Source organism: Amycolatopsis sp. NPDC104863 (assembly GCF_055582965.1).
This window is the reverse complement of the sequence record NZ_JBVJOW010000005.1, coordinates 553,194-576,187: the sequence shown is the minus strand read 5'-3', so window position 1 is coordinate 576,187 and position 22,994 is coordinate 553,194. Positions and strand designations below refer to the sequence as shown.

General features: G+C 73.1%; 20 protein-coding genes and 1 pseudogene. 14 read left to right on the top strand and 7 right to left on the bottom strand.

Going from position 1 to position 22,994, the window contains the following annotated elements; translation table 11 throughout:
• The first annotated feature begins 64 nt into the window (after positions 1–64).
• Positions 65–406, top strand: a complete 342-nt coding sequence (locus ACZ63J_RS29550) for a VOC family protein (protein ID WP_465401119.1) — start codon at positions 65–67, stop codon at positions 404–406.
• A 746-nt stretch (positions 407–1,152) separates the two neighbouring features.
• On the opposite strand, the gene ACZ63J_RS29545 is transcribed toward ACZ63J_RS29550, so the two are convergent.
• On the bottom strand, positions 1,153–1,875 hold the full coding sequence (locus ACZ63J_RS29545; protein WP_465401118.1) for a DUF2306 domain-containing protein: 723 nt from the start codon (positions 1,873–1,875) through the stop codon (positions 1,153–1,155).
• Positions 1,876–1,973: 98 nt separating this feature from the next.
• Between ACZ63J_RS29545 and ACZ63J_RS29540 the strand changes: the two genes are divergently transcribed.
• A complete protein-coding gene (locus ACZ63J_RS29540) occupies positions 1,974–2,723 on the top strand; it encodes a TetR/AcrR family transcriptional regulator (RefSeq protein WP_465401117.1) in 750 nt (249 codons plus the stop codon).
• A 3-nt stretch (positions 2,724–2,726) separates the two neighbouring features.
• Here ACZ63J_RS29540 and ACZ63J_RS29535 read toward each other — a convergent pair whose 3' ends face one another.
• Entirely contained in the window at positions 2,727–5,462 is a 2,736-nt protein-coding gene (locus ACZ63J_RS29535) for an ATP-binding protein (protein ID WP_465401116.1), read from the bottom strand.
• A 168-nt stretch (positions 5,463–5,630) separates the two neighbouring features.
• Here ACZ63J_RS29535 and ACZ63J_RS29530 point away from each other — a divergent pair, with 168 nt between their 5' ends.
• The 3 genes and pseudogenes from ACZ63J_RS29530 to ACZ63J_RS29520 all read left to right on the top strand — a co-directional run.
• The gene (locus ACZ63J_RS29530) at positions 5,631–6,203 is read left to right on the top strand and encodes a VOC family protein (RefSeq protein ID WP_465401115.1); all 573 of its coding nucleotides are present in this window, start codon (positions 5,631–5,633) and stop codon (positions 6,201–6,203) included.
• Between the two features lie 186 nt (positions 6,204–6,389).
• On the top strand, positions 6,390–7,745 hold the full coding sequence (locus ACZ63J_RS29525; RefSeq protein WP_465401114.1) for a dihydrolipoyl dehydrogenase family protein: 1,356 nt from the start codon (positions 6,390–6,392) through the stop codon (positions 7,743–7,745).
• A gap of 100 nt (positions 7,746–7,845) precedes the next feature.
• Positions 7,846–8,322: pseudogene (locus tag ACZ63J_RS29520) on the top strand (SDR family oxidoreductase); the annotation flags it as partial.
• A gap of 107 nt (positions 8,323–8,429) precedes the next feature.
• On the opposite strand, the gene ACZ63J_RS29515 reads toward ACZ63J_RS29520, so the two are convergent.
• On the bottom strand, positions 8,430–9,002 hold the full coding sequence (locus tag ACZ63J_RS29515) for a helix-turn-helix domain-containing protein (RefSeq protein WP_465401113.1): 573 nt from the start codon (positions 9,000–9,002) through the stop codon (positions 8,430–8,432).
• 67 nt (positions 9,003–9,069) lie between these two features.
• On the opposite strand from ACZ63J_RS29515, the gene ACZ63J_RS29510 reads away from it, so the two are divergent.
• Positions 9,070–9,648, top strand: coding sequence for a class I SAM-dependent methyltransferase (locus ACZ63J_RS29510; RefSeq protein ID WP_465401112.1), 579 nt, complete (start codon positions 9,070–9,072; stop codon positions 9,646–9,648).
• Positions 9,645–10,082 carry a DinB family protein gene (locus tag ACZ63J_RS29505; RefSeq protein ID WP_465401111.1) on the top strand — a complete coding sequence of 146 codons (438 nt, stop codon included), beginning with the start codon at positions 9,645–9,647 and terminating at the stop codon, positions 10,080–10,082. Before ACZ63J_RS29510 ends, ACZ63J_RS29505 begins: the two co-directional genes overlap by 4 nt.
• A 50-nt stretch (positions 10,083–10,132) precedes the next feature.
• On the opposite strand, the gene ACZ63J_RS29500 is transcribed toward ACZ63J_RS29505, so the two are convergent.
• The gene (locus tag ACZ63J_RS29500; protein ID WP_465401110.1) at positions 10,133–10,933 is read right to left on the bottom strand and encodes a S1 family peptidase; all 801 of its coding nucleotides are present in this window, start codon (positions 10,931–10,933) and stop codon (positions 10,133–10,135) included.
• 210 nt (positions 10,934–11,143) lie between these two features.
• Here ACZ63J_RS29500 and ACZ63J_RS29495 point away from each other — a divergent pair, with 210 nt between their 5' ends.
• Complete coding sequence (locus tag ACZ63J_RS29495; protein ID WP_465401109.1) at positions 11,144–13,825, top strand: AfsR/SARP family transcriptional regulator; 2,682 nt, start codon at positions 11,144–11,146, stop codon at positions 13,823–13,825.
• A 291-nt stretch (positions 13,826–14,116) separates the two neighbouring features.
• Positions 14,117–15,478, top strand: coding sequence for a beta-1,3-glucanase family protein (locus ACZ63J_RS29490; RefSeq protein ID WP_465401108.1), 1,362 nt, complete (start codon positions 14,117–14,119; stop codon positions 15,476–15,478).
• Between the two features lie 12 nt (positions 15,479–15,490).
• Here ACZ63J_RS29490 and ACZ63J_RS29485 read toward each other — a convergent pair whose 3' ends face one another.
• Together ACZ63J_RS29485 and ACZ63J_RS29480 are read right to left on the bottom strand one after the other, a co-directional pair.
• The gene (locus ACZ63J_RS29485) at positions 15,491–16,615 is read right to left on the bottom strand and encodes an MFS transporter (protein WP_465401107.1); all 1,125 of its coding nucleotides are present in this window, start codon (positions 16,613–16,615) and stop codon (positions 15,491–15,493) included.
• Between the two features lie 134 nt (positions 16,616–16,749).
• A complete protein-coding gene (locus tag ACZ63J_RS29480) occupies positions 16,750–17,766 on the bottom strand; it encodes a hypothetical protein (protein WP_465401106.1) in 1,017 nt (338 codons plus the stop codon).
• A gap of 52 nt (positions 17,767–17,818) precedes the next feature.
• Between ACZ63J_RS29480 and ACZ63J_RS29475 the strand changes: the two genes are divergently transcribed.
• The 5 genes from ACZ63J_RS29475 to ACZ63J_RS29455 are packed head-to-tail and all read left to right on the top strand — an operon-like array spanning position 17,819 to position 21,528.
• Positions 17,819–18,496 (top strand): TetR/AcrR family transcriptional regulator, encoded by a 678-nt coding sequence (locus ACZ63J_RS29475; protein WP_465401105.1) that lies wholly within the window; start codon positions 17,819–17,821, stop codon positions 18,494–18,496.
• A 48-nt stretch (positions 18,497–18,544) separates the two neighbouring features.
• On the top strand, positions 18,545–19,345 hold the full coding sequence (locus tag ACZ63J_RS29470; RefSeq protein WP_465401104.1) for an alpha/beta fold hydrolase: 801 nt from the start codon (positions 18,545–18,547) through the stop codon (positions 19,343–19,345).
• Positions 19,345–20,562: a PP2C family protein-serine/threonine phosphatase gene (locus ACZ63J_RS29465; RefSeq protein ID WP_465401103.1), complete on the top strand. Its 1,218-nt coding sequence runs from the start codon at positions 19,345–19,347 to the stop codon at positions 20,560–20,562. Before ACZ63J_RS29470 ends, ACZ63J_RS29465 begins: the two co-directional genes overlap by 1 nt.
• Complete coding sequence (locus tag ACZ63J_RS29460; RefSeq protein WP_465401102.1) at positions 20,559–20,900, top strand: STAS domain-containing protein; 342 nt, start codon at positions 20,559–20,561, stop codon at positions 20,898–20,900. The genes ACZ63J_RS29465 and ACZ63J_RS29460 overlap by 4 nt, the downstream gene beginning before the upstream one ends.
• A 22-nt stretch (positions 20,901–20,922) precedes the next feature.
• Positions 20,923–21,528, top strand: coding sequence for a TMEM175 family protein (locus ACZ63J_RS29455; protein WP_465401101.1), 606 nt, complete (start codon positions 20,923–20,925; stop codon positions 21,526–21,528).
• Between the two features lie 323 nt (positions 21,529–21,851).
• On the opposite strand, the gene ACZ63J_RS29450 is transcribed toward ACZ63J_RS29455, so the two are convergent.
• The gene (locus ACZ63J_RS29450) at positions 21,852–22,964 is read right to left on the bottom strand and encodes a S8 family peptidase (protein ID WP_465401100.1); all 1,113 of its coding nucleotides are present in this window, start codon (positions 22,962–22,964) and stop codon (positions 21,852–21,854) included.
• Positions 22,965–22,994 lie beyond the last annotated feature (30 nt).

Sequence of the window (22,994 nt, the reverse complement as noted above, 5' to 3'; positions counted from 1 at the left end):
CTTGTCCGGACAATTCCGTTGGTCTCTTGACCTCCAGTGAGATCGAGGGTGTCGGATGGTTTCTATGGAGATCATCGGCTTGGGCTGGCTCGGCACCCGCACTTCGGAGGCGGCCGCGTTGGCGCGGTTTTATCTTGAGGTGCTTGGGCTTCCGTTGGCTCATGAGGAACCGGGGTTTTGGGTGTTCACGCTCCCTGACGGGCGAAACGTTGAGGTGTTCGGCCCGGAGCATGCGGGTAAGGAGCACTTCGACACGGGTCCGGTGGCCGGGTTCGCGGTCAAGGATCTGCCGGGGGCGGTCGCCGAGCTGCGGGCGGCGGGTGTGGAGTTGGTGGGTGAGGCTGGGCCGAGCTGGCAGCATTTCCGCGGTCCGGATGGGTTTGTCTACGAACTTGTGGCTGCGTGACGGCGGGAGGTTCTCGGCTGGCTGGACGTTCCCGCCCCGACCTGCCGTCGGCGGGCGAGGAATCGCTGGGCGGGACCGGTCGACATGCCGGGGCGGCCGACCGCCGCGATCCGGGAACTGCCGGGACGAGGGTGGAACTCCGCCGCGGGCCTGGACCGCTGAGCGAGCCCAGGCCGGCAACATTTCCGCGGCCACGACGGCAAGGTCTACGACCGGAAGCTCAGCCAGCCAGGGATACACCGAGCGGCAACCCTTCGCGGATCCGGAACCTGCCGGGGCGGCAGTCGCGAACCGGGGGGCGGGCGACCGCGGCGCGAGCCCGGTCAGCTACTCCGGCCGACCGACCCGGCCGTTCGGAAGCCTCGAAGGCGATGGCGGAACCGCGCGCCGCGGGCGCGGACCCGCTGAGCGAGCCCGCCTGACAACACTTCCGCGTCCCGGATGGTGCGGCCGCGGAACCGTTGGGCGAGCCCAGCCTGGCAACACTTCCGCCGCCACGACGGCAAAGTCTGCGACCTGAAGCTCAGCCAGGGATACACCTGGCTGCCAGCCTTCCCGGATCCGGGACCTGCCGCGGCGACGGTCGCAACCAGGGCGGGCGACCGCGGCGCGAGCCCGGTCAGGCACGCCAGGCCGACCGCCCCGACCATCCGGGAACCGCGAAGGTGGCAGCGGAACTGACCACTGCGGGCGTGGAAGCCGCCAGGCCAACCTGGCAGCCTTAGACAACCGGCCGGACCGGGACCTCAACCCGCCACAGTCACCCCCGCCCGACCAACCGCCTCCGGCCTCCGAGACCTCCCCGCCCCCGGCCTCCGCCGTTCCAACACCCAATCCGTCACCAGCAACAAAACCAGCGGACTGAGCCAAACCCCAATACTCGCCGCACTGAACTGCATCAGCTCGCGGCTTCCGCCGAACGTCGACTCCACCTGAGGAGTCAGCACGATCGTCGCCACTACGTTGATCACCCGGCTCAAGACGATCGACATCGCGAGCGCGAAACTCCGGGACATCCACCGGCGGTGGTCGCCGAACCGGCGCTGGCGGGCCATCCGCAAACCCACGATCGTCACCGTGAGCCAGAGGGCCGAGCCCACCAGGTTGGCCACTCTCACCGACGGGCCCGCCGCCGTGTGCCAACCGATGTACAGACCCAGCACGCCCGCCGGGAGGGCTCCCGCGAAGACGTACACGCGGCCCGTGATCCGGTGGCCGCGGCGGTAGCGGGTGCGGAACGCCGGCCAGATCTGGAAACACGCCGTCACCATCGCGACCGTGCCGAACAGGACGTGCGCGACCAGCAGTGGGTAGTACAAACCGTTGCCCGGCGGCGCCGCCAAGCGTGAGTCCGCGGGATCGAAAGTCAAGTACGGCGGCACCGAAAAGGCCAGGAAAGCGCCCGCCACCAGCATCAGCGGCACGATCCAGGGCCGGCGCCACCAGGGGGCTCCTGCCGAATCCGTCATGGTCCCTCCTCGGGGTCGATAACTATGTATACCATACATATGAACGTAGACCATACAGAGTTTTAGGATGGTCCCGACGGACACGGACGGGATGGCGGATGCCGACACGAGACAGCAAGACCCCGGACCTGGAGCGCAGCCTCACGCTGCTCTGGGCGGGCCGCTCACGGGGCCGGCGCGGGCCCCGGGCCCAGCTCACCCCGGAACGCATCGCGGAGGCCGCGATCCGGATCGCGGACGCCGACGGCATCGAGGCGCTGTCCATGCAGCGCATCGCCACCGATCTCGGCTTCTCGACGATGTCGATCTACAACCACATCCCGAGCAAGGACCTGCTGCTGGAGGTGATCGCCGACGTCGCGGCCGGGAAGCCGCCCGAGCTGGACGGGGGTGGCTTCCGGGACGACGTCCGGCAGTGGGTCGGCGCGCTGTGGGCCGGCTTCCGGCTGCGTCCGTGGATCCTGCGGGTGCCGCTCGACCACACGCCGATCGGCCCCAACCAGCTCGCCTGGCTCGACCGGCTGCTGCGCCCCCTGCTCGAGGCCGGGCTGCCCGCCGCCGAGGCGCGGGCCGCCGCGCTGCACCTGACCGCCGTCGTGCGCGGGACGGCGCAGATCAGCAACGACATCGCCGGTACCCACAAGACCGGCGGCGGCCGCCCGCGCACCGAAGCCGAGCTGGTCCAGGCCCTCACCGACCTGCTCGACCCGGACGACTACCCCGCGCTGGCGGCCGTCCACGCGGCCGAAACCCCGCTCGACATCACCTTCGGCGACACCCTGCCGGCCGAGCTCAGCTACGGGGTGGACCGCTTCCTGGACGGCATCGAAGCCTGGACCGGCCGCTGACCCTCAGGCGAACGCCGAGTCGCGCAGCTGCCGCCGCGAGGTGATCCCGAGCTTCCCGAAGATCTTGCGCAGGTGCCACTCCACCGTGCGCGGGCTGAGGAACAGCCGGGTGCCGATTTCGGGGTTGGACAACCCTTCCCGGGCCAGCCGCGCGATCTGCAGCTCCTGCGGGGTCAGCTCGCCGGTCGGCTCGGCCGTGCGCTTGCGGGCCGTCTCGCCCGTCGCGAGCAGCTCGCGCCGGGCGCGGTCGGCGAACGCCTCGAGACCCATCGACGTCAGCGCGTCGTGGGCGGTGCGCAGGTGCTCCCGGGCGTCGACGCGGTGGCCTTCGCGGCGCAGCCATTCCCCGAACAGCAGGTGTCCGCGGGCCAGTTCGACCCGCAGGGGTGTGCCGGCCAGCAGGTCGATCGACGCGCGGTGGTGCCGCTCCGGCTCTTCGCCGGCCAACGCACGCAGGCGGGCTTCGAGACCGCGAGTCCACGCGTTCGGGGTCACCCGCGCCCGCGCGGCGACCCGCTCCAGCGCGGCCGTCACCAGCGAGTCGTGCCCGGTCCGCGACGCCGCCTCGGCCAGCTCCGCCGTCACCAGGGTCTGATGGCCGACGGCGTCCCGCTCGAACACGCGGCAGGCGGCCTCCCGGGCCGCGTCGTGCCGGCCGAGTCCGTTGCCCAGCACGGCTTTCGCGTAGTCGGCGAACGTCACGACCCGTTCCTGGCCCCGCGCCGCCGCGGCCTCGGCGGTGGCCGTGATCAGCTCGGTCGCCGCCGCTTCCCGGCCGCGCAGCGCGGCGAGCAGGACCGCGCTGTACCCGACCGGCGGCCCGCCGGTCACGTCGGCGAGCAGCCGGTCCTCCTCGACCATCGTCTCGGCGACGGCCAGCTCGCCGGCCAGCAGCTCGTGGTTGGCCAGGAAGTTGAGCGCGAACTGCAGCTGGACGTGCGCGCCGGTGTCGCGGGCGAGCCGGACCTGCCGCACGGCCAGCGCCCGTCCGGCCGCGAAGTCCAGCACTTCGGTCGCGATCGTGCCGCCGGCCCGGTTGCCCAGCAGCCAGAGCACCCGCCCGGCGTCCCCGGTCGTGACGTCGAGGGCGCTGACGGCGTCGAGCGCCCGGTGCAGCAACGGCGCCGCGGCCACGTACCCGTCGGTGAGCCGGGCCGTGAGCGCGTCCAGCACGAGGTCGGCGGCGGTCGGGGGCCCGGGCGCCGGTGGTGCGGCCCGCGCGGCTTCGGCCGCCTCGGTGAGCCCGGTGCCGGCCCAGATCGCCGCGCCGAGCGCCTCCAGGTACGTCTCGCGCGCCGCGCCGGCGTCGACCGGCGCGAGCCGCGCGGCCGCCCGCAGCAGCAGCCGCGCCGCCTCGCGGGCCCGCCGCTGGTCGAACGCGACCTGGCCGCGCAGGCGTTCCCCTTCGGCGGCGCGGACGGCGTCGGGCGGACCGGCGTCGGCCGCGCTCAGCAGCCCGAGCGCCGCTTCGAGCGCCCCACAGCCGCGTTTCGCGCGGGCCGCCGCGAGTTCACGGCGGGCGCGTCGGGCCGGGTCGGGCGTCAGCGCCGCGGCGTGTTCGAGGAACGCGGACGCGGCGACCAGCCCACCGCGTGCCTGGGCCCGGCCCGCCGACCGCTCCAGTTCGGCCGCGACGTCTTCGTCGGGGGTGAGCGCGGCCTGGGCGCGGTGCCAGGCACGCCGGTCCGGGTCGACGCCCGGGTCGGTCACCGCCGCCAGCACGCGGTGCACTTCCTGCCGCTCTCGGGCCGTGGCGGACCGGTAGACCGCCGAGCGCACCAGCGGGTGCCGGAAGCGGATGCGCGGGCCGAACTCGATCAGCCCGGTCGCTTCGGCCGCGGCCGCCGGGTCGGCGCCCAGCCCGAGCTCGCCGGCCGCGCGCCAGAGCAGGGTGGCGTCCCCGAGCGGCTCGGCGGCCGCGGTCAGCAGCAGCTGCCGGGTGTCGGCGGGCAACGGCGCCAGCTGCCGGGCGAAGCAGTCCTCGATCCGGCCGGCCAGCGGGACGGCGCCGGGCGGCCCGAACCCGTCGGCCAGCTCGGCCGTCGTCCAGAACCGGGGCAGCTCGACCAGGGCGAGCGGGTTGCCGTGGGTCTCGGCGACGATCCGGTCGCGGACGCGGGTGTCCACCGGGCCCTTGAGCACGGACGCGAGGAGCACGCGGGCCGCGGCCTCGCCCAGCCCGCGGACGGTGAGGTCCGGCAGGCCGGCCAGGTCGAGCTCATCGGCGGGTTCGCGCACGGCGATGAGCAGCGCGATCGGCTCGGCCAGCAGCCGTCGCCCGACAAACGCGAGGGTCTGCGCGGAAACGCTGTCGAGCCACTGCGCGTCGTCGACGACGCAGGCCAGCGGCCGCTCTTCGGCCGCCTCGGCCAGCAGGGTCAGCACGGCCAGCCCGACCAGGAACCGGTCCGGCGGCTCCCCCGCGGTGAGGCCGAACGCCGTGCCGACGGCCGTGCGCTGCGGGCCGGGGAGGTGGTCGAGCCGGTCGAGGAACGGCGCGCACAGCTGTTGCAGCCCGGCGTACGGCAGCTCCCGCTCGGATTCGACGCCCATCACGCGGGCGATCCGGTATCCCGACGCCCGCGCCGCGAAGTGGTCCAGCAACGCCGTCTTGCCGATGCCCGCCTCGCCCCGCAGGACGAGCACGCGCCCCTTGCCGCCCCGCGCGTCGGCGAGCAGCCGGTCGAGCACCGCGCGTTCGTCGGCCCGGTCGAGGAGCTCGGGACCACCACCCGCCATGAGCACCGCCCCCGCTGCCTGGCTGCCTGCCCGGGCACCCTACCGCGCCCCCGGGGCCCGGGCCCGGGACCGACCAGGGTGTCTCACCGGGGCGAAGGGCCCCAGAGGAGGACCACGCTGAAGGCCGAGCGGCGAAACCCGCCGCGACACCCCGAAGGAGTCCCGATCATGGACATGAAACTCGAAGTCGTGGTCCTGCCCGTCAGCGACGTCGACCGGACGAAGCACTTCTACCAGGCCCTCGGCTGGCGCGAAGACGCCGACCTCGTCTTCGGCGGTTCCCGGATCGTCCAGCTGACCCCGCCGGGATCGGCGGCGTCGGTCCACTTCGGCACCGGCATCACCGACGCCACCCCCGGCTCGGTCCGCGGCACCTACCTGGTCGTCGACGACATCGAAGCCGCCCGCAAGGAGCTCGCCGGGCAGGGCGTCGCGGTCAGCGAGATCTTCCACCGCGACAACACCGGGGCGTTCGCGCCGGGGGTGCACCCCGACCGCGGCACGTACTCTTCGTTCGTCTCGTTCGGCGACCCGGACGGCAACACCTGGCTGCTCCAGGAGATCACCAGCCGGCTCCCGGGCCGGGTGGCGGGCGTGACGTACGGCTCCACGGACGCCCTGGAGCAGGGCCTGCGGGCGGCCGCGGCCGCGCACGGTGAGCACGAGAAGGAAACCGGTCAGTACGACGAAGAATGGCCGGCCTGGTACGCCCGGTACATGGCCGACCACCAGGACGCCTGAGTCCCTTTCCCCGGCGGCGAGCGCGGGGGGGGGGGAAGCCAGAACCCACCCCCCCCACGAGCCCGCGAAGAAGGAAAGAGTGCCACAAACCAGGTTCCCCCACCGCCCCCCCCCCCCCCCCCGCCACACCCCCCCCCCCCCCCCCCCCCCCCCCCCCTCCCCCGGCGTCATCGAGAGAAGGAAGTCATGACCGAACGCGATTTCGACGCCATCGTCCTCGGCGGTGGCGCCCCCGGTGAACACACCGCCGCCGCGCTCGCCGCGGGCGGCCTGCGGGTCGCCGTCGTCGAGCGCGAGCTGCTCGGCGGCGAATGCTCCTACTGGGCGTGCATCCCGTCCAAGACCCTGCTGCGGCCGGGCGAAGCGGTCGCCGCCGCCCGTGACGTCCCCGGCGCCCGCGAAGCGGTCGCCGGCCCGGCCGACGCCGCCGCGGCGTTCGCCTGGCGCGACTTCATGGTCTCGTCGTACAGCGACAAGGGCCAGGAGGCGTGGGCCGCCGACGCGGGCATCGAGGTCCTGCGCGGCGAAGGCCGTCTCGACGGCCCGCACACCGTCGTGGTCGGCGGGAAGCGCCACACCGCGGACCACGTTGTCCTCGCCACCGGCGCCGACCCCGTCGTCCCGCCCGTTCCCGGGCTGCGGGAGCTGCCCGGGCTGTGGACCAACCGCGAAGCCACCGGCGCGACCGAAGTCCCCCGCCGGCTGCTCGTCCTCGGCGCCGGGCCGACCGGGGTCGAGCTGTCCCAGGCGTTCACGCGGCTCGGCGCCGCGGTCACCCTGGTGGACGGCGCCGGCCACGTGCTCGCCCGCGAACCCCGGCCGCTCGGGGAAGCCGTCGGCGAGGCCCTGCGCGCCGACGGTGTCGACCTGCGGCTCGGGCAGCACGCGAGCGCCGCGCGGCTCGACGGCGGCGAGTACGTGCTCGAGTTCCCGGACGGCTCCGAGCTGCGCGCCGACCGGCTGCTCGTGGCCACCGGACGGCGGCCGCGGGTGGACGGTGTCGGTCTCGAGACCGTCGGCGTCGAAGCGGACCCGCACGGTGTCCCCACGGACGACCGCATGGCGGTCGCCGAAGGCCTCTGGGCCGTCGGCGACGTCACCGGGCAGTGGAACCTGACGCACGTCGGCGAGTACCAGGGCCGGGTCGTGGCCGCCAACATCCTCGGCCGGCCCACGACCGTGAACTACGACGCCGTCCCGCGGGTCGTCTTCACCGACCCGCAAGCGGCCGCGGTCGGCGCGGCCGAAGACGCCTTCACCGCGACCGTGCGGCTTTCCGGTGTCGCGCGCACAGCCACCTACACCCGCGCCTACGACACCCGGCCCGGTTTCCTCACCGTCGTCTCCGACGGCGAACGGCTCACCGGCGCCTACGCGGCCGGCCCCGAAGCCGGTGAATGGCTGCAGCAGGCCACTCTCGCGATCCGCGCCCGGGTGCCGCTGGCCGTCCTGCTCGACGTCATCCAGCCGTTCCCGACCTTCTCCGAGGCGTTCCTGCACGTGCTGCGCGACCTCGACACCCAGGTCCGGGCGGCGTCATGACCGGCGGGCAACGGCCTCGCGGCGGCCCGCCAGGCGCGGGCCGAAGGGGCGGAGGTCGTGGTCACCGGCCGCACCCCCGACCGGCTCGAGGCGGCCGCCCGTGAGATCGACGCGACGGCGGAAGCCTTCGACGCCACGGACTTCCCGCGGCTCGAACGGTTCTTCCGGGAGCGGCCGGGCCCGGTCGACCACGTCCTGGTCACCGCGGGCGCCCCGTACTACGCACCCTTGGCCGAGATGGACTTCACCACCGCGCGCACCCACCTCGACGGCCACCTCTGGCTGCCGCTGCACCCTCGCCCGGCTCGCCGGCGGCCGGGTGCGGCCCGGGGGCTCGCTGCTGTTCCTGAGCGGCACCGGCGGCCGCCGCCCGGCCCCCGGCCTCGCCCTGACGGCGGCGCTCACCGCGGCCCTGCCCGCGCTGACCGCCAACCTGGCCCTGGAGATCGCGCCGATCCGCGTCAACCTCATCGCCGCGGGGTTCGTCGACACGCCGCTTTCGGCGTCCCTGCTGGGCGACCGGCTCGACGAACGCCGGGCGGAGCTGCGCGCGACACTGCCGATCCGGCGGGTCGTCCGGCCCGAGGACGTCGCGGCGCTCGCGATCCACCTCATGGCGAACACGGCGCTCACCGGGCGACCTACGACGTCGACGGCGGCCGGCAGGTCGTCGCCCGGTGACGGTCAGGCGCCGCGCGGCCGCACGTGCGCGCGCTCGCCCTGCGGTCCGAACAGGACGAGCGTCTCGACCGGCCGTCCGTCGGCCGAGCCGAGCCAGTGCGGCAGCGCGGTGTCGAACTCGGCCGCCTCACCGGGCGGCAGCACCAGGTCGCGGTCGCCGGTGAGCAGCCGCAGGTGTCCATTGAGGACGTACACCCACTCGTAACCGCCGTGCGTCTGCGGTGTGGGTTCGGCCGGGCGGCCCGGGATCAGCAGCTTGAACGCCTGCACGCCGCCCGCGCGGCGGGTGAGCGGGAGGTAGGTCATCCCGTGGCGGCGGATCGGCCGCAGGTGCACACGCGGGTCGCCGGTGGGCGGGGCGCCGACGAGGTCGTCGAGCGGCACCCCGTGCACCCGCGCGAGCGGCAGCAGCAGCTCCAGGGTGGGCCGCCGCCCGCCGCTTTCCAGGCGGGACAACGTGCTTTCCGACGTCCCGGTCGCCGCCGAGAGCTCGGCGAGGGTCAGCCCACGCTGCCTGCGCAGGGCCCGCAGCCGGGGGCCGACCGCGTCCAGCACCTGCTCCGTCTCGTCCGCCATGCCGCCGATCTTGCCAGGCCGGCAAGTTTTCGTGCGTTCCCCGGCGGCCCGGCGCGAGGGTGGGGGCATGAGCGTTGAAGCCCGCTTCTGGGACGACCACTACACCCGGATCACCACCTCGAAGGTGAACCCGAGACTGGCCGAGATCGCCGGACCGCTGCCGCCGGGCACCGCACTCGACCTCGGCTGCGGCGCCGGCGGTGACGCGCGGTGGCTGGCCGGCCGCGGCTGGGCGGTGACCGCCGTCGACATCTCCGCCACCGCCGTGCGCGCGCTGGCCGGGCAGGTCACGGCGCTGCGCGTCGACCTCGCCGAGGAGTTCCCCGCCGGCACCTTCGACCTGGTTTCGGCGCAGTACTTCCACACGCCGTTCGCCCTCGACCGCGCCGCGGTGCTGCGGACCGCGGCGAAGGCGCTGAACCCGGGTGGCCGGCTGATTGTCGTCGACCACGGCTCCACCACGCCGTGGTCGTGGAACCAGGACCCCGGTCTCCGGTACCCCACGCCGGAGGAAGTGGCCGCCGAGCTGGACCTCGACCCCGCGGAATGGACGGTCGAACGCGCGGAACGGCTGCCGCGGCAGGCCACCGGGCCCGGGAGCCGCACCGCGACGGTCGTCGACCACGTCCTGGTCGTGCGGCGATGAGCGACAAGCGGCCACCGTCGACGGGCCCCGGTGAGAAGGACGTGCTCACCGGCTTCCTCGACTACCTGCGCACCTCCGTCGCCGCCAAGGCCGAAGGGGTGCCGGAAGAACAGGCCCGCGCCGCCGGGGTTCCCTCGGGAACCAACCTGCTCGGCCTGGTCAAGCACCTCACCCACGTCGAACGGCACTGGCTGCTCGGCGAGAAGGTCACCCGCTGGAAGGCGACGTTCCACGCGGGTCCGCGGGAGACGGCCGAGACGATCCTCGCCGGCTACCGGAAGACCACCGCCGAAACGAACGACGAGATCGCGTCCTGGCCCGGCCTGACGCCGTCCCAGCGCTGGACGCTGACCCACCTGATCGAGGAGACCGCCCGGCACGCGGGCCACGCCGACATCCTGCGTGAGCTCATCGACGGCGCCACCGGACGCTGAGCACACAAAAGCCCCGCACCGCTTCCGGTGCGGGGCTTTTGCGGGCCTGGTCAGCCGATGTGCGAGCTGAGCACCGAATAGTCGTTGCCCACGTTGGTGTACACGCCCGGGAAGTCCTTGCGCGCGCACCCCTGGCCCCACGAGACGATGCCGGCGAGCTTGCCGTCGACGTAGGCGGGCCCGCCCGAGTCGCCCTGGCAGGAGTCCTTGCCGCCTTCGGGCACCCCGGCGCAGAACATCGACGCCTTGTCGTAGTTCGAGCCGCTCGCGCTGTACTTCTCCGCGCAGGTGGCGTTGTCCACGACCGGCACCGAGACCTTCAGCAGCGTGTCGGAGACGTCGCCGCCTTCGGACGTCGCGCCCCAGCCGACCACCGTCACGTCGGCGCCCGCCTTGTACGCGGCGTCGTCCGCCGACTGCACCAGCGTGGCCGGCTCGTACGGCAGGTCCTTGTCCAGCGTCAGCACGGAGTTGTCGTGCTGCATGCCGTTCATGTCGAAGTCCGGGTTCTGCCAGACGTCGCTGACGCCCGCCTTCTCGCCGGATGTGTCGCTGAACTTGGTCTGGCCCCCGATGATCTCCATCTGCGAGGCCTGGACGCCGTCCGTGCAGTGCGCGGCGGTCAGCACCTTGTTCTTCGCGACCAGCGTGCCCGCGCAGTGCTGCGCGCCGTTGACGTTGAAGATGACGGTGGCCGGGAACTCGTCGATGGTGGTCGGCGAGCCGCCCACGATCCGCGGGTCACCGGCCGACGCGCCCGGCGCGGCGACCAGCGCGAGGGCTCCGGCGGTGGCGGCCGCGGCGAGGACCACGGCGGCCTTGCGCACCACGGAACGTCCGTCTACCTGCATGAACATCTCCCTTCGGGGACCTGGAAGGTGGTTGTCACGAGCAGACCAGACGGCCTCGGGTGCCGGTTAGCTACGAAAGTAGTTATCTGAAAACAATGCAACGATGGTTGGTTTTTGTCTGACTTGAGTGGCGGAACGCCCGCCCGGGCGGTAACCGGGCACGCGCTACGGTCTCCCGGGGATCGGTGTCGGCCGGAGGAGGGGACAGCCGTGGTGCGCCTGCTCGGCGAGGTGGCCGTGGACGCCGTGGACCTGGGCCACGCCAAGCAGCGGTGCCTGCTGGCCGCACTGGCGGTCGACGCCGGCCGGGTGGTGCCGGCGGACCGGCTGCTCGAACGCGTCTGGGGCGCCGACCTCCCGCGCCGCGGACGGGCGACCCTGCACAGTTATGTGTCCCGCCTACGGCAAGCGCTTTCCGGCCGCCCCGACGTCGAGATCGTGCGAAGGTCCGGCGGGTACGTCCTGGAGGCGGCCGAGGTGGACCTGCACCGGTTCCGGGAGCTGTGTGCCCGGGCACGCGCCGAAGATCCTTCGGGAGCCGCGCGGCTGCTGACCGAGGCGCTCGAGCTGTGGCTCGGGGAACCGCTGGCCGGCCTGCCCGGCGAGTGGGCCGCGGCCGAGCGTGACCGGCTCGAGAGCGAACGGCTGGCCGCCCGGCACGACCTGGTCGACGCGCGGCTCGGCGCCGGCGAGGGTGAGCGGGTGACGGCCGAACTGGCCGCGCGCAGCACCGAGCGTCCCTTGGACGAACGTGTTGCGGCGCAATACATGCTGGCGCTGCACCAGGCCGGGCGGACGGCCGACGCGCTCGCGCACTACCGGCAGGTCCGGACCCGGCTGGTGGAAGCGCTCGGCGCGGACCCCGGCGCGCCGCTGCGGGACCTGCACCAGCGGCTCCTCGGCGAAGACACCGGCGCGGGGCCCGTCCCGCGCCAGCTGCCGGCCGCGCCGGCGCCGTTCGTCGGACGCCGCGCGGAGCTGAGCCGGCTCGACGCCGCGATGACCGACGGCGACACCGGCGCGGTGACCGGCGCCGGCGGCATCGGCAAGACGTGGCTGGTGCTGCACTGGGCCCACCGGCACGCCGGCCGTTTTCCGGGCGGGCAGCTGTTCGTCGACCTGCGCGGGTTCAGCGTCGACAGCACACCGCTCGACCCGGCCGCGGCGCTGCGGGGGTTCATCGAGGCGCTGGGGGTCGACGCCGGCCGGGTCCCGGCGGGTCTGCCCGCGATGTCGGCGCTCTTCCGCACCCTCGTCGCGGACCGGCGGATGCTGGTCGTGCTGGACAACGCGGCCACCGCCGAGCAGGTCGCCCCGCTGCTGCCCGGTGGCCGGGCGTGCACCGTGCTGGTCACCAGCCGCCGCCTGCTCACCGGTCTGACCGCCCGGCACGTGCGCCTCGACGTGCTCGACACCACCGACGGCCGCTCGCTGCTGGAGCACCGGCTCGGCGCGGCGCGCCCGGCCGCCGACCCGGGCGCCGTGACCGCGCTGCTGGACTGGTGCCGCGGGTTCCCGCTGGCGCTGGGCATCCTCGCCGGCCGCGCCCAGACGCACCCCCACCTCCCCCTCGCCGAGCTGGCCGCGGAGGTGCGCGAGTCCGGCGTCGACGCGCTGGACGACGACGACACGACCGCGAGCCTGCCCGCCGTGCTCGCGACGTCGCGCCGGGCGCTGACCGACGAGCAGCGGACGGTGTTCGGCCTGCTCGGCATCGCGCCGGGCCCCGACATCGGGCTGTCCGCGGCGGCGAGCCTCGCCGGCCGGTCCCCCGCCGACACCGAACAGGTGCTGCAGGCGTTGCAGGAAGCGTCCCTGCTGCAGCGCGACAGCCAGGGCCGGTACGGGATGCACGATCTGATCCGCGGGTACGCGGCCACGACCGCCGCGGACCTGCCGGCCGGTGTCCGCGGCGAGGCCCTGCGCCGGGTGGTCGACTTCTTCCTGCACACCACCCACACCGCGCAGCACCTCCTGCTCCCCCGGATCATCCCGCCGCTCGACCTCCCGGTGGCCGCGCCCGGCGTGGCGACCGAGCCGCTGACCGGCGCCGCGGATGCGCTGGCGTGGCTGGACACCGAGCACCCGAGCGTGCTGGCCGCCCAGCTCACCGCCGCCGAGCAGAACCGGCACGACGTCGTGTGCCAGCTGGCGTCCGGCCTGGTCGTCTTCAACGACCGGCGCGGCCTGCGCGAAGCCGATCTGGAAGTGTGCCGGCGGGCGCTGGCCTCGGCGCGCCGGCTCGACGATCCCGGGTTCCGCATCCGCGCGCACCGCAACCTCGGCTATTCCTACGGCCGGCTGGACCGGCGGGAAGAGGCGATCAGCCAGTTCCGGCAGGGGCTGGCGCTCGCCGAACAGCACGATCCCTCGCAGGCGGCGCACCTCCACCGCGCCCTCGCCTGGGCCTGGGAGGAGTCGGGGGACGGCCGGCGGGCGCTGGAGCACGCGCGTCAGGCCTTGAGCCGCTTCCGCGAGCTCGGCGACTCACTGGGTGAAGGGCGGGCACTCAACCTGATGGGCTGGTGCCTGGCACGGGTCGGCGAGTACGAGACGGCGTTCGAGTACAGCCGGGCCGCGCTCGTCCGGAACCGGGAGCACCACAACCCCGACGGCGAGGCGTACGCGCTGGCCAACCTGGGCTTCCTCGGGTTCCACACCGGCCGCCACGACGAGGCCGTCCGGGACTACGAACAGGCCCTCGACCTGTACCGGTCACTCGAGTTCACGATCGAGGTCGCCCTGGCGCTGGAGGGGGTCGGACATCCCCACGCCGCGCTCGGCCGGGACGCGGAGGCCCGGAAAGCCTGGCAGGAGGCGATGGAGCTGTACATCCGACTCGGCCGTGACGCCGACGTCGACCGGCTGCGCACGCACCTCGACTCGCTTTGACGTCCACAATGGACGATCGAACCGCGCTGCAGGACATGGCGGACTCCTGGTGAAGTCGGCCCCTGAGCGGGTGGCGGCGCCACGCAGAGGGTGAGCTGGAACCGGTTCCGAATATCGCCCTCCGGACCGAGGTTGTCAAGCCTTGACAGGCTGGGCCCGGTGGTATGAACCTTTCACCGAGTCCTCGGCCGGTCTCGGTTGCTCCTGCCCGGCGGCCGCGGGACGCACCGGACGACGCCGTCCCCTGACCGGCGGCGGGGTCCGCCCCACTTTCCCGGCCAGGGAGGAACCATGCCCACGAACGCTCTGCCGCGGCGACGGCGCCGCGGCCCCGGTACCCGCCTGGCGACGCTGGCGGTGGCCCTCGTGGCCGCCACGCTCGGCTTCGCCACCCCGTCCGCCCAAGCGGCCGATTCCCTGATTTCCCAAGGGAAAGCCGTCACCGCGTCCTCGGTGGAGAACGCCGGCACGCCGGCGAACGCCGCCGTGGACGGCAACACCGGCACCCGCTGGTCGTCGCAGTTCAGCGATCCACAGTGGATCCAGGTCGACCTCGGCGGCGCGGCGACGGTCAGCCGGGTCGTGCTCAACTGGGAGGCCGCCTACGCCACGGCGTACCAGATCCAGCTGTCCGACAACGGATCCAGCTGGTCCACTGTGTACCAGACCACCACCGGAACCGGCGGCACGCAGACGCTGAACGTGTCCGGCGCCGGCCGGTACGTGCGGGTGTACACCACCGCGCGCGCCACGCCCTACGGCGTCTCGCTGTGGGAGTTCCAGGTCTACGGCACCGGCGGCGGCACCACCCAGCCCGGCGCGGGCACCCCGCCCGACTCGTTCTGGGGTGACACCGGCAGCATCCCGGCCGCGCGGAACGTGCTCATGGTGAAGGTGCTCAACCGGACCAACGGCAAGTACCCGGACAGCCAGGTGTTCTGGAACTTCGGCGGCCAGACGCACTCGATCGCCGAACAGCCCTACATCGACATGCCGGCCAACTCGGCCGGGCGGATGTACTTCTACCTCGGCACCCCGAACGGCCAGTACGCCGACTTCATCGAGTTCACCGTCGGCCCGGACGTGTTCAACGGCAACACCACGCGGGTGGACGCGTTCGCGCTGAAGCTGGCCATGCGGCTGCACGCGCACGACGGGTACGACGTGCAGGTCGGCGACGACTACGGGACCTTCCAGGAAGACCGCGCGGCCACGTTCGCGAAGTTCCAGGCGGAGGTGCCGACCGAGTTCAAGGGCCTGGCGACGGTGAACGCGCCGTACCGGATCCCCGCGCCGGGCAGCGCGCCGGACTTCCGCGCCGGCGGCCGGTACGCGAACTACTTCACCGCCTACGCGCAATCGGTGGGTGTCAACGAGCCGACGTCGAACATCACCGGCTGCGCCGGTTCGCTGGCCGGCAACCCGAACATGTGCGCGGCGCTGAACCGCCACACCGCGCAGCTGCCGGCGTCGCAGCAGCAGGACCCGGCGAACTACTACAAGGCCGCCCCGGCGAACTACTACGCGAAGTACTGGCACGACCACGGCATCAACCGCCTGGCGTACGGCTTCCCGTACGACGACGTGGCCGGCCAGTCGTCGTTCGTCTCCCACGGCGACCCGCAGTGGCTGGCGGTCGCCGTCGGCTGGTGACCGGCGCCCCCGTCACGCGCTCGGTTCGGGCGCGTGACGGGGCAGCCACCGGATCGGCGTCTGGTGGTCCGAAACCGTGCTGTGCCCGCTGACCACCTGGCCGAGCAGGATCAGCAGGACCAGCAGCAGCGGTGTCCGCCAGCCCCCGGTGTAGGCGTGCAGCCAGCCGCACGCCAGCACGCCGAAGCCGGCGATCAGGTAACCGGCGCCCTGGACCGCGGCCGACAGCGCGGGTGAGTTGTCCGTGCTGCGCAGCGAGATGGTCGTCAGGGCGAACGCGAGTGACCCCATGCCCGTCCCGGTGGCCGCCGCCCACAGCCAGGGCGCGGCCGCCGGGGCGAGGAGCAGCCCGCCCACGCCGATGACGTTGGGCACGGCCAGGGCGACCACGAGCAGCGTCTGGTTCTCCCACCGCCGCGTCCAGCCGGGGACCAGCCACATCATCGGCAGTCCCATGGCCATCGACAGCGCCAGGCACGCGCCCGCGGTCGCCGGCGGCACCCCCGCGTCACGCAGGATGCCGGGGAGCCAGCCCATGACCAGGAACGTCACCGTCGAGATCAGTCCGAAGTGGACGATCAGGGTGCCGGTGCGCACCGACCGGGCGGACGCGTGCGGCACCAGGAACTCGGCGGGCGTGCGCCGCCACACCCGCTGCGCCAGGACCGCGCCGAGCGCCCACAGCCCCAGCCCGATCCGCCACGACGACGACGTCACCGCGGCCGGGGTCACCAGCGCGCCGGCCGTGCTGCCCAGGCCGAGCCCGAGCGGGAAGGCGGCGGACCCCCTGGCCAGCAGCGGCAGCATGGTCCCCAGCACGGCGATGGACAGGCACGCCAGCGCCGTCCCGACCAGCAGCGGCACCGAGCCGCCGAGCACCCGCCCGACCAGCGACGACGCCAGCCCGAGCAGGGAGACGGTGACCGTCCGGTGCGACCCCACCCGGCCGCACAGCCAGGGGGTGGCCCAGCCGCCGAGGCCGATCGCCCAGAGCGGCAGGGCGACGAGCACGGCGGCGACCAGGCCACCGGCGACCGTGATGTCCGGCAGGGCGGCGCCCAGGCTCGTCACCGCCGGCCGCAGGTTGAGGGCCAGGGCGAACACGACCAGCGTGGAAAGGGCGGCACCGCGGGACATCGCTCCTCCTCGGGTTCGAGGTCCGGAGCGTCACGAGCTCCGGGGAGCGATGCTCCGCGCAATGTGCGCGTCAGACATCCGTCACCTGACGGAGGTGCGAAGTTTTCCTGCTGTTCACCTTGGCCGAGCCGGCGTCAAAATCCAGACTTCTCGCCGAACCGCGCCGCGATCGTGTGGAAGACCTCCTTCGGCTCCCAGCCCAGGTCCGGGTACGCGACCCCCTTCTGTCCTTTGAGGACCTTCACGACACCGTAACTGGCCAGGTCCAGGTCGCGCTTCGGATCGGGATCGGTCGCGTACTCGTACCCGGCGAAGGTGAACCAGAACGCCCCGTGCACACCCTCGGCCTCGAAGACGTCCATCAGCTCGGTGAAGTACGCCGCCTGGCCGGCTTCGTCGCGGACGTGGTCGCCGCTCAGCACCCGCGGATCGGACCCGAGGTCGACGATCGTCCAGCCGGTGCCGCCCGCGTCCGCCGCGCCGCGGTACGTGCAGCACCCGAACTCGGTGATCACCAGGGGCTTGCCGTGGCCGCGGTGGTTGCGGACGTGCTGGGCGAAGTCGGCCGCGTTGCCCGCCGAGCGGTACAGGTCGACCGAGGCGAAGTCGAATCCCGACCAGTCGATGTCCTCCCAGTCCCCGGCGGCGTAGGTGATCTTGCCGCCGAAGTGCTCCCGCGCGGTTTCGACGATGTCGCGCAGCACCTCGGTGAAGTCCCACTCGGGCTCGAAGTTCGCCCAGGCCGCCGGGTCCATGGCGTTGCGGAGCCGCTCCATCAGGTACGCGCCGGGCACGAACCCGGTGCAGAACAACGACATCTCGCAGCCCAGCACGAGCACGGTCTCCGGGTCCCGCGCGCGGATCTCCTCCGCCCGCCGGGCGCACTCCGCGAAGTACGGCCGCAGCCGCGGCGGCGTCAGGTCCATCGGGAACGGCGCGAACCACACCCGCAGCCCGGCGTCGAGCGCGGCGTGCGCGGCCACGGCGAGCCGCTCCGGGTCGTCGCCGCTGATCCGGACCGCGTCGCAGTGCAGGTCGGCCGCGATGATCGCCAGTTCCCGCCGCACCACCGCGGGGTCGAACGCGACCCGCGACCGGTCGCCGACCGCGCCCCCGAAACCCGTGTCGTAGTTGATGCCCCTCAGCTGCATCGCCCCTCCGGAATGTACGTTGTACACTCACTGTACGCTGTACACTCCACGCATGCCAACCGCGGAACGGCTGATCTGGCACCACCCCGAGCCCCCGGGCCGGAAGAACGCGCTCACCCGCGCGGCGATCGTGCGCACGGCGATCGACGTCGCCGACACCGGCGGGGTCACCGCGCTGACGATGCGCGCCGTGGCCGACGCGCTTGGGGTGTCGACGCCGATGTCGCTGTACCGCTACGTGCTCAACAAGGACGGCCTGGTCGACCTGATGCTCGACGCGGTGTCGGCCGAGGTCGAGGTCCCGGCCGAGCCGGGCGGCGACTGGCGGGGCGACCTGCGGGACCTCGCCGCCCGCCTCTGGCTGATGATCGGCCGGCACCGCTGGTACGCCGAGCTCGTCGACAGCCGGCCGCCGTTCGGCCCGCACACCCTGCGCCGCGCGGCCTTCCAGCTCACCGTCCTCGACGGCGCGGGACTCGTCCCCGCCGTCGCGTACGCCTCGCTCCTGGACAACTACGTGACGGGCACCGCGATGAGCGTCAGCCGCGAGATCGAGATGCTCGGCCGGTTCGGCATCGGCTCGACCGGCGACCTGCAGTCCTACGCCGGCGAGATGGCCGACGACTCGCTCGGCTCGTGGCTGCGGGACATGCCCGACCTGACCGCGGACTCCCGGTTCGAGCTCGGCCTCGACTGCCTGCTCGACGGTTTTGCCGCCCGGCGGCGCTGAAGCGCGAGCCACCCGACACGTCCGCGTGCCGGGTGACAGGATGTGGCGGTGAGCGCGCGCAGCAGGAACAACGTGGTCGTCACCGGGCGTGACACCGGGCCGGCGTTGCTGCTCGCGCACGGCTTCGGCTGCGACCAGAACCTGTGGCGCCTCGTGGTCCCCGAGCTCGCCGAGCGGTACCGGGTGGTGCTGTTCGACCACACCGGCGCCGGCCGCTCGGACCTCTCGGCCTGGACCCCCGAGCGCTACGCCACCCTCGACGGGTACGCCGACGACGTCCTCGAGCTGTGCCACGAGCTGGACCTGCGGGACGTCGTGCTGGTCGGGCACTCGGTCAGCGCGATGATCGCCGTCCTGGCCGCCAACCGCGAGCCGGACCGCTTCGCGAAGTTGGTGCTGCTCACGCCGTCGCCGTGTTACATCGACGACGACGGTTACCGGGGCGGGTTCAGCCGCGAGGACATCACCGAGCTGCTCGAAGCGCTGGAGTCGAACTACCTCGGCTGGTCCGCGGCGATGGCGCCGGTGATCATGGGCACCCCGGACCGCCCGGAGCTGGGCGAGGAGCTGACGAACAGCTTCTGCCGGACCGATCCCGCGATCGCGCGGGTGTTCGCCCGCGCGACGTTCCTCTCCGACAACCGCGCGGACCTCGACCGCGTCACCGTGCCGACGCTGGTGATCCAGTGCGCCCAGGACGCCATCGCGCCGCCGGAGGTCGGGCAGTACACCCACGAGCGGATCCGGGGCAGCGAGCTGGTGACGCTGGACGCGATCGGGCACTGCCCGCAGCTCAGCGCACCGGAAGCCACCGCGGGCGCGATCACGGCGTTCGTGGGCCGCCCGTGATGTGCGAAGCCGGTGACCAGCCCGGCACCGAAGACGCGGGCTTTTCGGCGCTGCTGGAGGACAGTGCGGAGGACCTCTACGAGAACGCGCCCTGCGGGTACCTCTCGACGTTGCTGGACGGCACGATCGCGAAGATCAACGGGACGCTGCTCGGCTGGCTCGGCTACGGCCGCGACGAGGTCGTCGGCCGCCGCCGGTTCTCCGACCTGCTCACCGTCGGCGGGCGGCTGTACCACGAGACGCACTTCGCGCCGCTGCTGCGCATGCAGGGCGAGCTCGGCGGGGTCGCGTTCGAGATGAAGACGGCGGCCGGGGACCGGTTGCCGGTGCTGGTGACCTCGACGCTGAAGACCGGCTCCGACGGGGAAGCCCAGCTGATCCGCACCACCGTCTTCGACGCGAGCGACCGGCGCGCGTACGAGCGCGAGCTGCTGCGGGCGCGTGACGAAGCCGAGCGTGAACGCGACCGCGTGCAACGGCTGGTCAGGACGCTCCAGCAGACCCTGCTGCCGCCGGCGCTGGCCGAGGTGCCGGGCATGCAGGTCGCGGCGTACTACCACCCCGCGTCGGCGGACGAGGTCGGCGGCGACTACGACCTGTTCCCGCTGAACGGCGACACGTGGGGGTTCTTCCTCGGCGACGTGTCCGGGAAGGGCGCCGCCGCGGCCGTGGTGACGTCGCTGGCGCGCTACACGCTGCGGGCGGGCGCGGCCCACGACGCCGACCCGGCCGCCGCGCTCACCACCCTGAACACCGTGCTGCAGCAGCAGTTCCACGGCGCCGACCCGCGCTACTGCACGGTGGTCCACGGCCGGCTGCGGCCCGGTGACGGCCACGCCACGATCACCCTCGCCGCCGGCGGCCACCCGCCGGCCCTGCTGATCCGCGCCGACGGCACCTCGGCGTTCCTGCACCTGCCGGGCGGCCAGCTGGTCGGCGCACTGCCCGACGCGCGCTTCACCGCGATGGACGTCCGCCTCGGGCCCGGGGACACCGTGCTGCTCTACACCGACGGGCTCACCGAAGCCCGCACGCGCGGGCGCGCCCGCTACAGCGAAGAACAACTGCAAGAAGACCTGACGGGCTTGGCGCCGACCACCGCACCCGCGGTGATCGAGGCGGTGACGGATCTGCTCGCCGGTTTCGGCGACGGCGTCGACGACGACACCGCCCTGCTGGCGTTGAGCATCCCGCTCCCGGGGAGTGATCAGCCGTGACTTTCTCCGTCGCCGCCCGGACCGCCGACCTCGGAACCGTGGTCACGGTCGCCGGCGAGCTCGACGTGGCCACCTCGCCCCGGCTGCGGGCGCAGATCGGCGAGGTCGGCCTCAGCCGCGGCCAGCTGCTGGTGGTCGACCTGGCGGGCGTGACGTTCTGCGACTCCAGCGGCATTTCGGCGCTGATCGCGGCCCGCAACACCGCCGAGGCCGCCGGCGCCGGGGTGGCGCTGGCCGCCGTCCCGCAGCGGATCCTGCGGACGTTCAGCCTGATCGGCCTCGCGGGGTTCTTCCCCAGCTACCCGAGTGCCGAGGACGCCTTCGCCGCGCAGGCCTGACGGGCCCTGGTTGGATGACGGCGTGGAACGGAAGAAGTCACCCGAGCGGCTCGTGTTCTTCACCGACGCCGTGGTCGCCATCGCGCTGACGTTGCTGGTGCTGCCGCTGACGGACCTCGTGCCGGAGCTGGTGGCCGAACACGCGCCCGCGTCCGAAGCCGTGACCGGGAACTGGCCGAAGATCTTCAGCTTCCTGCTCAGCTTCGCCGTGATCGGCCGGTTCTGGCTCGTCCACCACCGCGTCTTCGAGCACGTGCGGGCCTACAGCGGGCCGCTGCTGCTGGCCAACTTCGGCTGGCTGCTCACGATCGCGGTCCTGCCGTTCCCGACCGAGCTCATCGGCGCGTACCGGACCGACCGGTTCACCGTCGTGTTCTACCTCGCCACGCTCCTGGCCAGCAGCCTGTGCCACACGGCGCTGGTCCTGATCGTCCGCCGCGACCCGGCCGTCCACGGGGACGCCGAACCCGTGACGGACCAGTGGGTGCGCAGCTTCTTGCTGAACACGGGGGTGTTCGCCCTCGCCGTCGTGGTCGCCTTCATCGAGCCCGGCCTCGCGTACTACGTGCTGCTGTTGCTGGCCCTCCCGTCCAACGTCGCCCGCTGGATGGAACGGCGCACCGCCTAGGCCTGGTGCCCTGCGAGGTTGCCGACTCGGGTGCTGGGTCGGCTCGCTGCTGCGAGCCAGCCGCCGCCGTCGCGCAGCCGGCCGAGGTTCTTCACATCGAGGAGGAGCAGTTCGCCGGGCCGGACGGGTCGTAGCAGCGGAGATCCCCGGCGCTGACATGTGCGACCGGTCGTCCGGTGTTGACGCGGTTGATCAGCAGTCGCCGGCCGTTCAGGGTCAGTCGGGCGTCACGGTCGTAGTGATCAACCCGGCCGCCCGCTGGATGGAACGGCGCACCGCCTAGGCGGCCGGGCCACCCCCACGGTGGTCCGGCCGCGTGGCCGTCAGTGCGGCAGCTCGAACCTCTGCACGAGCTTGTCGTGCTCCAGCCGCTCGAAGGCCACGGACGCGCTCACCCCGGCCGTCAGCTCCTTCGCGAGCAGGCCGGTGACCGAGGCCGCGGCGAACGACGTCCCGCTCCACGTGACCCAGCCCGTGAAGACGCCGTCGTCGTCGCGCGGGGCGGCCGGGAACGCGCCCTTGATGTCGATGCCGCGGACCGCGTAGTCGACCCAGGGCGCCTTCGGGGTGAACGCCGAGATCGCCGGGTCGTCCGGAGCGTCCGGCAGCCCGGACGACCCGATCGCGCGCACCCACGGCTGCGCCGCCGGGAAGCTCGGCGACTGCGAAGTCCGCCCGCGGACCATGCCGATCACGTCACCCTGGTTGCCCGCCGCCGCGACGACGGTGACCCCGGCGGGCACCCGCTCGATCGCGCGGCGGATCACCAGCGGCGGCTCGCCGTCCTCGGTGAAGCAGGCGAACGACAGGTTGAGCACGTCGACCCGCTGGGCCAGCTCGGTGATCGCGACCGCGACGGCCCAGCCGGTCGCGGTGTACCCGGGCCCGTTCAGCACCCCCTTCACCTCGATGTGCGCGGCCGGCGCGGCCGCCCGGACCACGCTCGTCACGAACGTGCCGTGGCCGCCCCGGAGGACGCCCGGGGCCTCGGTGCGCCAGTCGTCGGTCTCCACCCACTGCTCGGGCAGGGCGACGTGGTGGTGGATCGGGGTGTCGATGACCCCGACCCGGATCGGGGCGCTCGTCGTCAGGCCGGTGATGGGTTTCGCTTCTGTCGGTACGGGCAGACTTTCGGACATCGGTTTCGGCCCCGCCGGCCGGATCAGGTCGGCGACCCGGTGTTTGCCCATCGGCGGGAACCAGCCGCCGTACCGGCCGCTGAACCGGCGTCGCAGCTCGTACAGGACGTCGTCCACGGCTCCCACGGCCGGGCTGAACCCCGAGAGCAGCACCAGTCCGAGCCGCTCGTCGCGCGCGGTCTCCGCGTGGCCGGCGCCGAGCCGGGCCAGCTCCGCTTCGACCACCTCGAGGTGTTCGGAATCAACGACGATCTCACCCGGTACGACAGCGGGAAACGGTTCGTCCGGAGTAGCCATGGTGGGTACCTTTCGATTGATGGCGTCTAC

Excerpts from the sequence above, each read along its gene's own strand:
- ACZ63J_RS29550 (WP_465401119.1), top strand. The coding sequence starts at position 65 with ATGGAGATCATCGGCTTGGGCTGGCTCGGCACCCGCACTTCGGAGGCG.
- ACZ63J_RS29545 (WP_465401118.1), bottom strand. The coding sequence starts at position 1,875 with ATGACGGATTCGGCAGGAGCCCCCTGGTGGCGCCGGCCCTGGATCGTG.
- ACZ63J_RS29540 (WP_465401117.1), top strand. The coding sequence starts at position 1,974 with ATGCCGACACGAGACAGCAAGACCCCGGACCTGGAGCGCAGCCTCACG.
- ACZ63J_RS29535 (WP_465401116.1), bottom strand. The coding sequence starts at position 5,462 with ATGGCGGGTGGTGGTCCCGAGCTCCTCGACCGGGCCGACGAACGCGCG.
- ACZ63J_RS29530 (WP_465401115.1), top strand. The coding sequence starts at position 5,631 with ATGGACATGAAACTCGAAGTCGTGGTCCTGCCCGTCAGCGACGTCGAC.
- ACZ63J_RS29525 (WP_465401114.1), top strand. The coding sequence starts at position 6,390 with ATGACCGAACGCGATTTCGACGCCATCGTCCTCGGCGGTGGCGCCCCC.
- ACZ63J_RS29515 (WP_465401113.1), bottom strand. The coding sequence starts at position 9,002 with ATGGCGGACGAGACGGAGCAGGTGCTGGACGCGGTCGGCCCCCGGCTG.
- ACZ63J_RS29510 (WP_465401112.1), top strand. The coding sequence starts at position 9,070 with ATGAGCGTTGAAGCCCGCTTCTGGGACGACCACTACACCCGGATCACC.
- ACZ63J_RS29505 (WP_465401111.1), top strand. The coding sequence starts at position 9,645 with ATGAGCGACAAGCGGCCACCGTCGACGGGCCCCGGTGAGAAGGACGTG.
- ACZ63J_RS29500 (WP_465401110.1), bottom strand. The coding sequence starts at position 10,933 with ATGCAGGTAGACGGACGTTCCGTGGTGCGCAAGGCCGCCGTGGTCCTC.
- ACZ63J_RS29490 (WP_465401108.1), top strand. The coding sequence starts at position 14,117 with ATGCCCACGAACGCTCTGCCGCGGCGACGGCGCCGCGGCCCCGGTACC.
- ACZ63J_RS29485 (WP_465401107.1), bottom strand. The coding sequence starts at position 16,615 with ATGTCCCGCGGTGCCGCCCTTTCCACGCTGGTCGTGTTCGCCCTGGCC.
- ACZ63J_RS29480 (WP_465401106.1), bottom strand. The coding sequence starts at position 17,766 with ATGCAGCTGAGGGGCATCAACTACGACACGGGTTTCGGGGGCGCGGTC.
- ACZ63J_RS29475 (WP_465401105.1), top strand. The coding sequence starts at position 17,819 with ATGCCAACCGCGGAACGGCTGATCTGGCACCACCCCGAGCCCCCGGGC.
- ACZ63J_RS29465 (WP_465401103.1), top strand. The coding sequence starts at position 19,345 with ATGTGCGAAGCCGGTGACCAGCCCGGCACCGAAGACGCGGGCTTTTCG.
- ACZ63J_RS29450 (WP_465401100.1), bottom strand. The coding sequence starts at position 22,964 with ATGGCTACTCCGGACGAACCGTTTCCCGCTGTCGTACCGGGTGAGATC.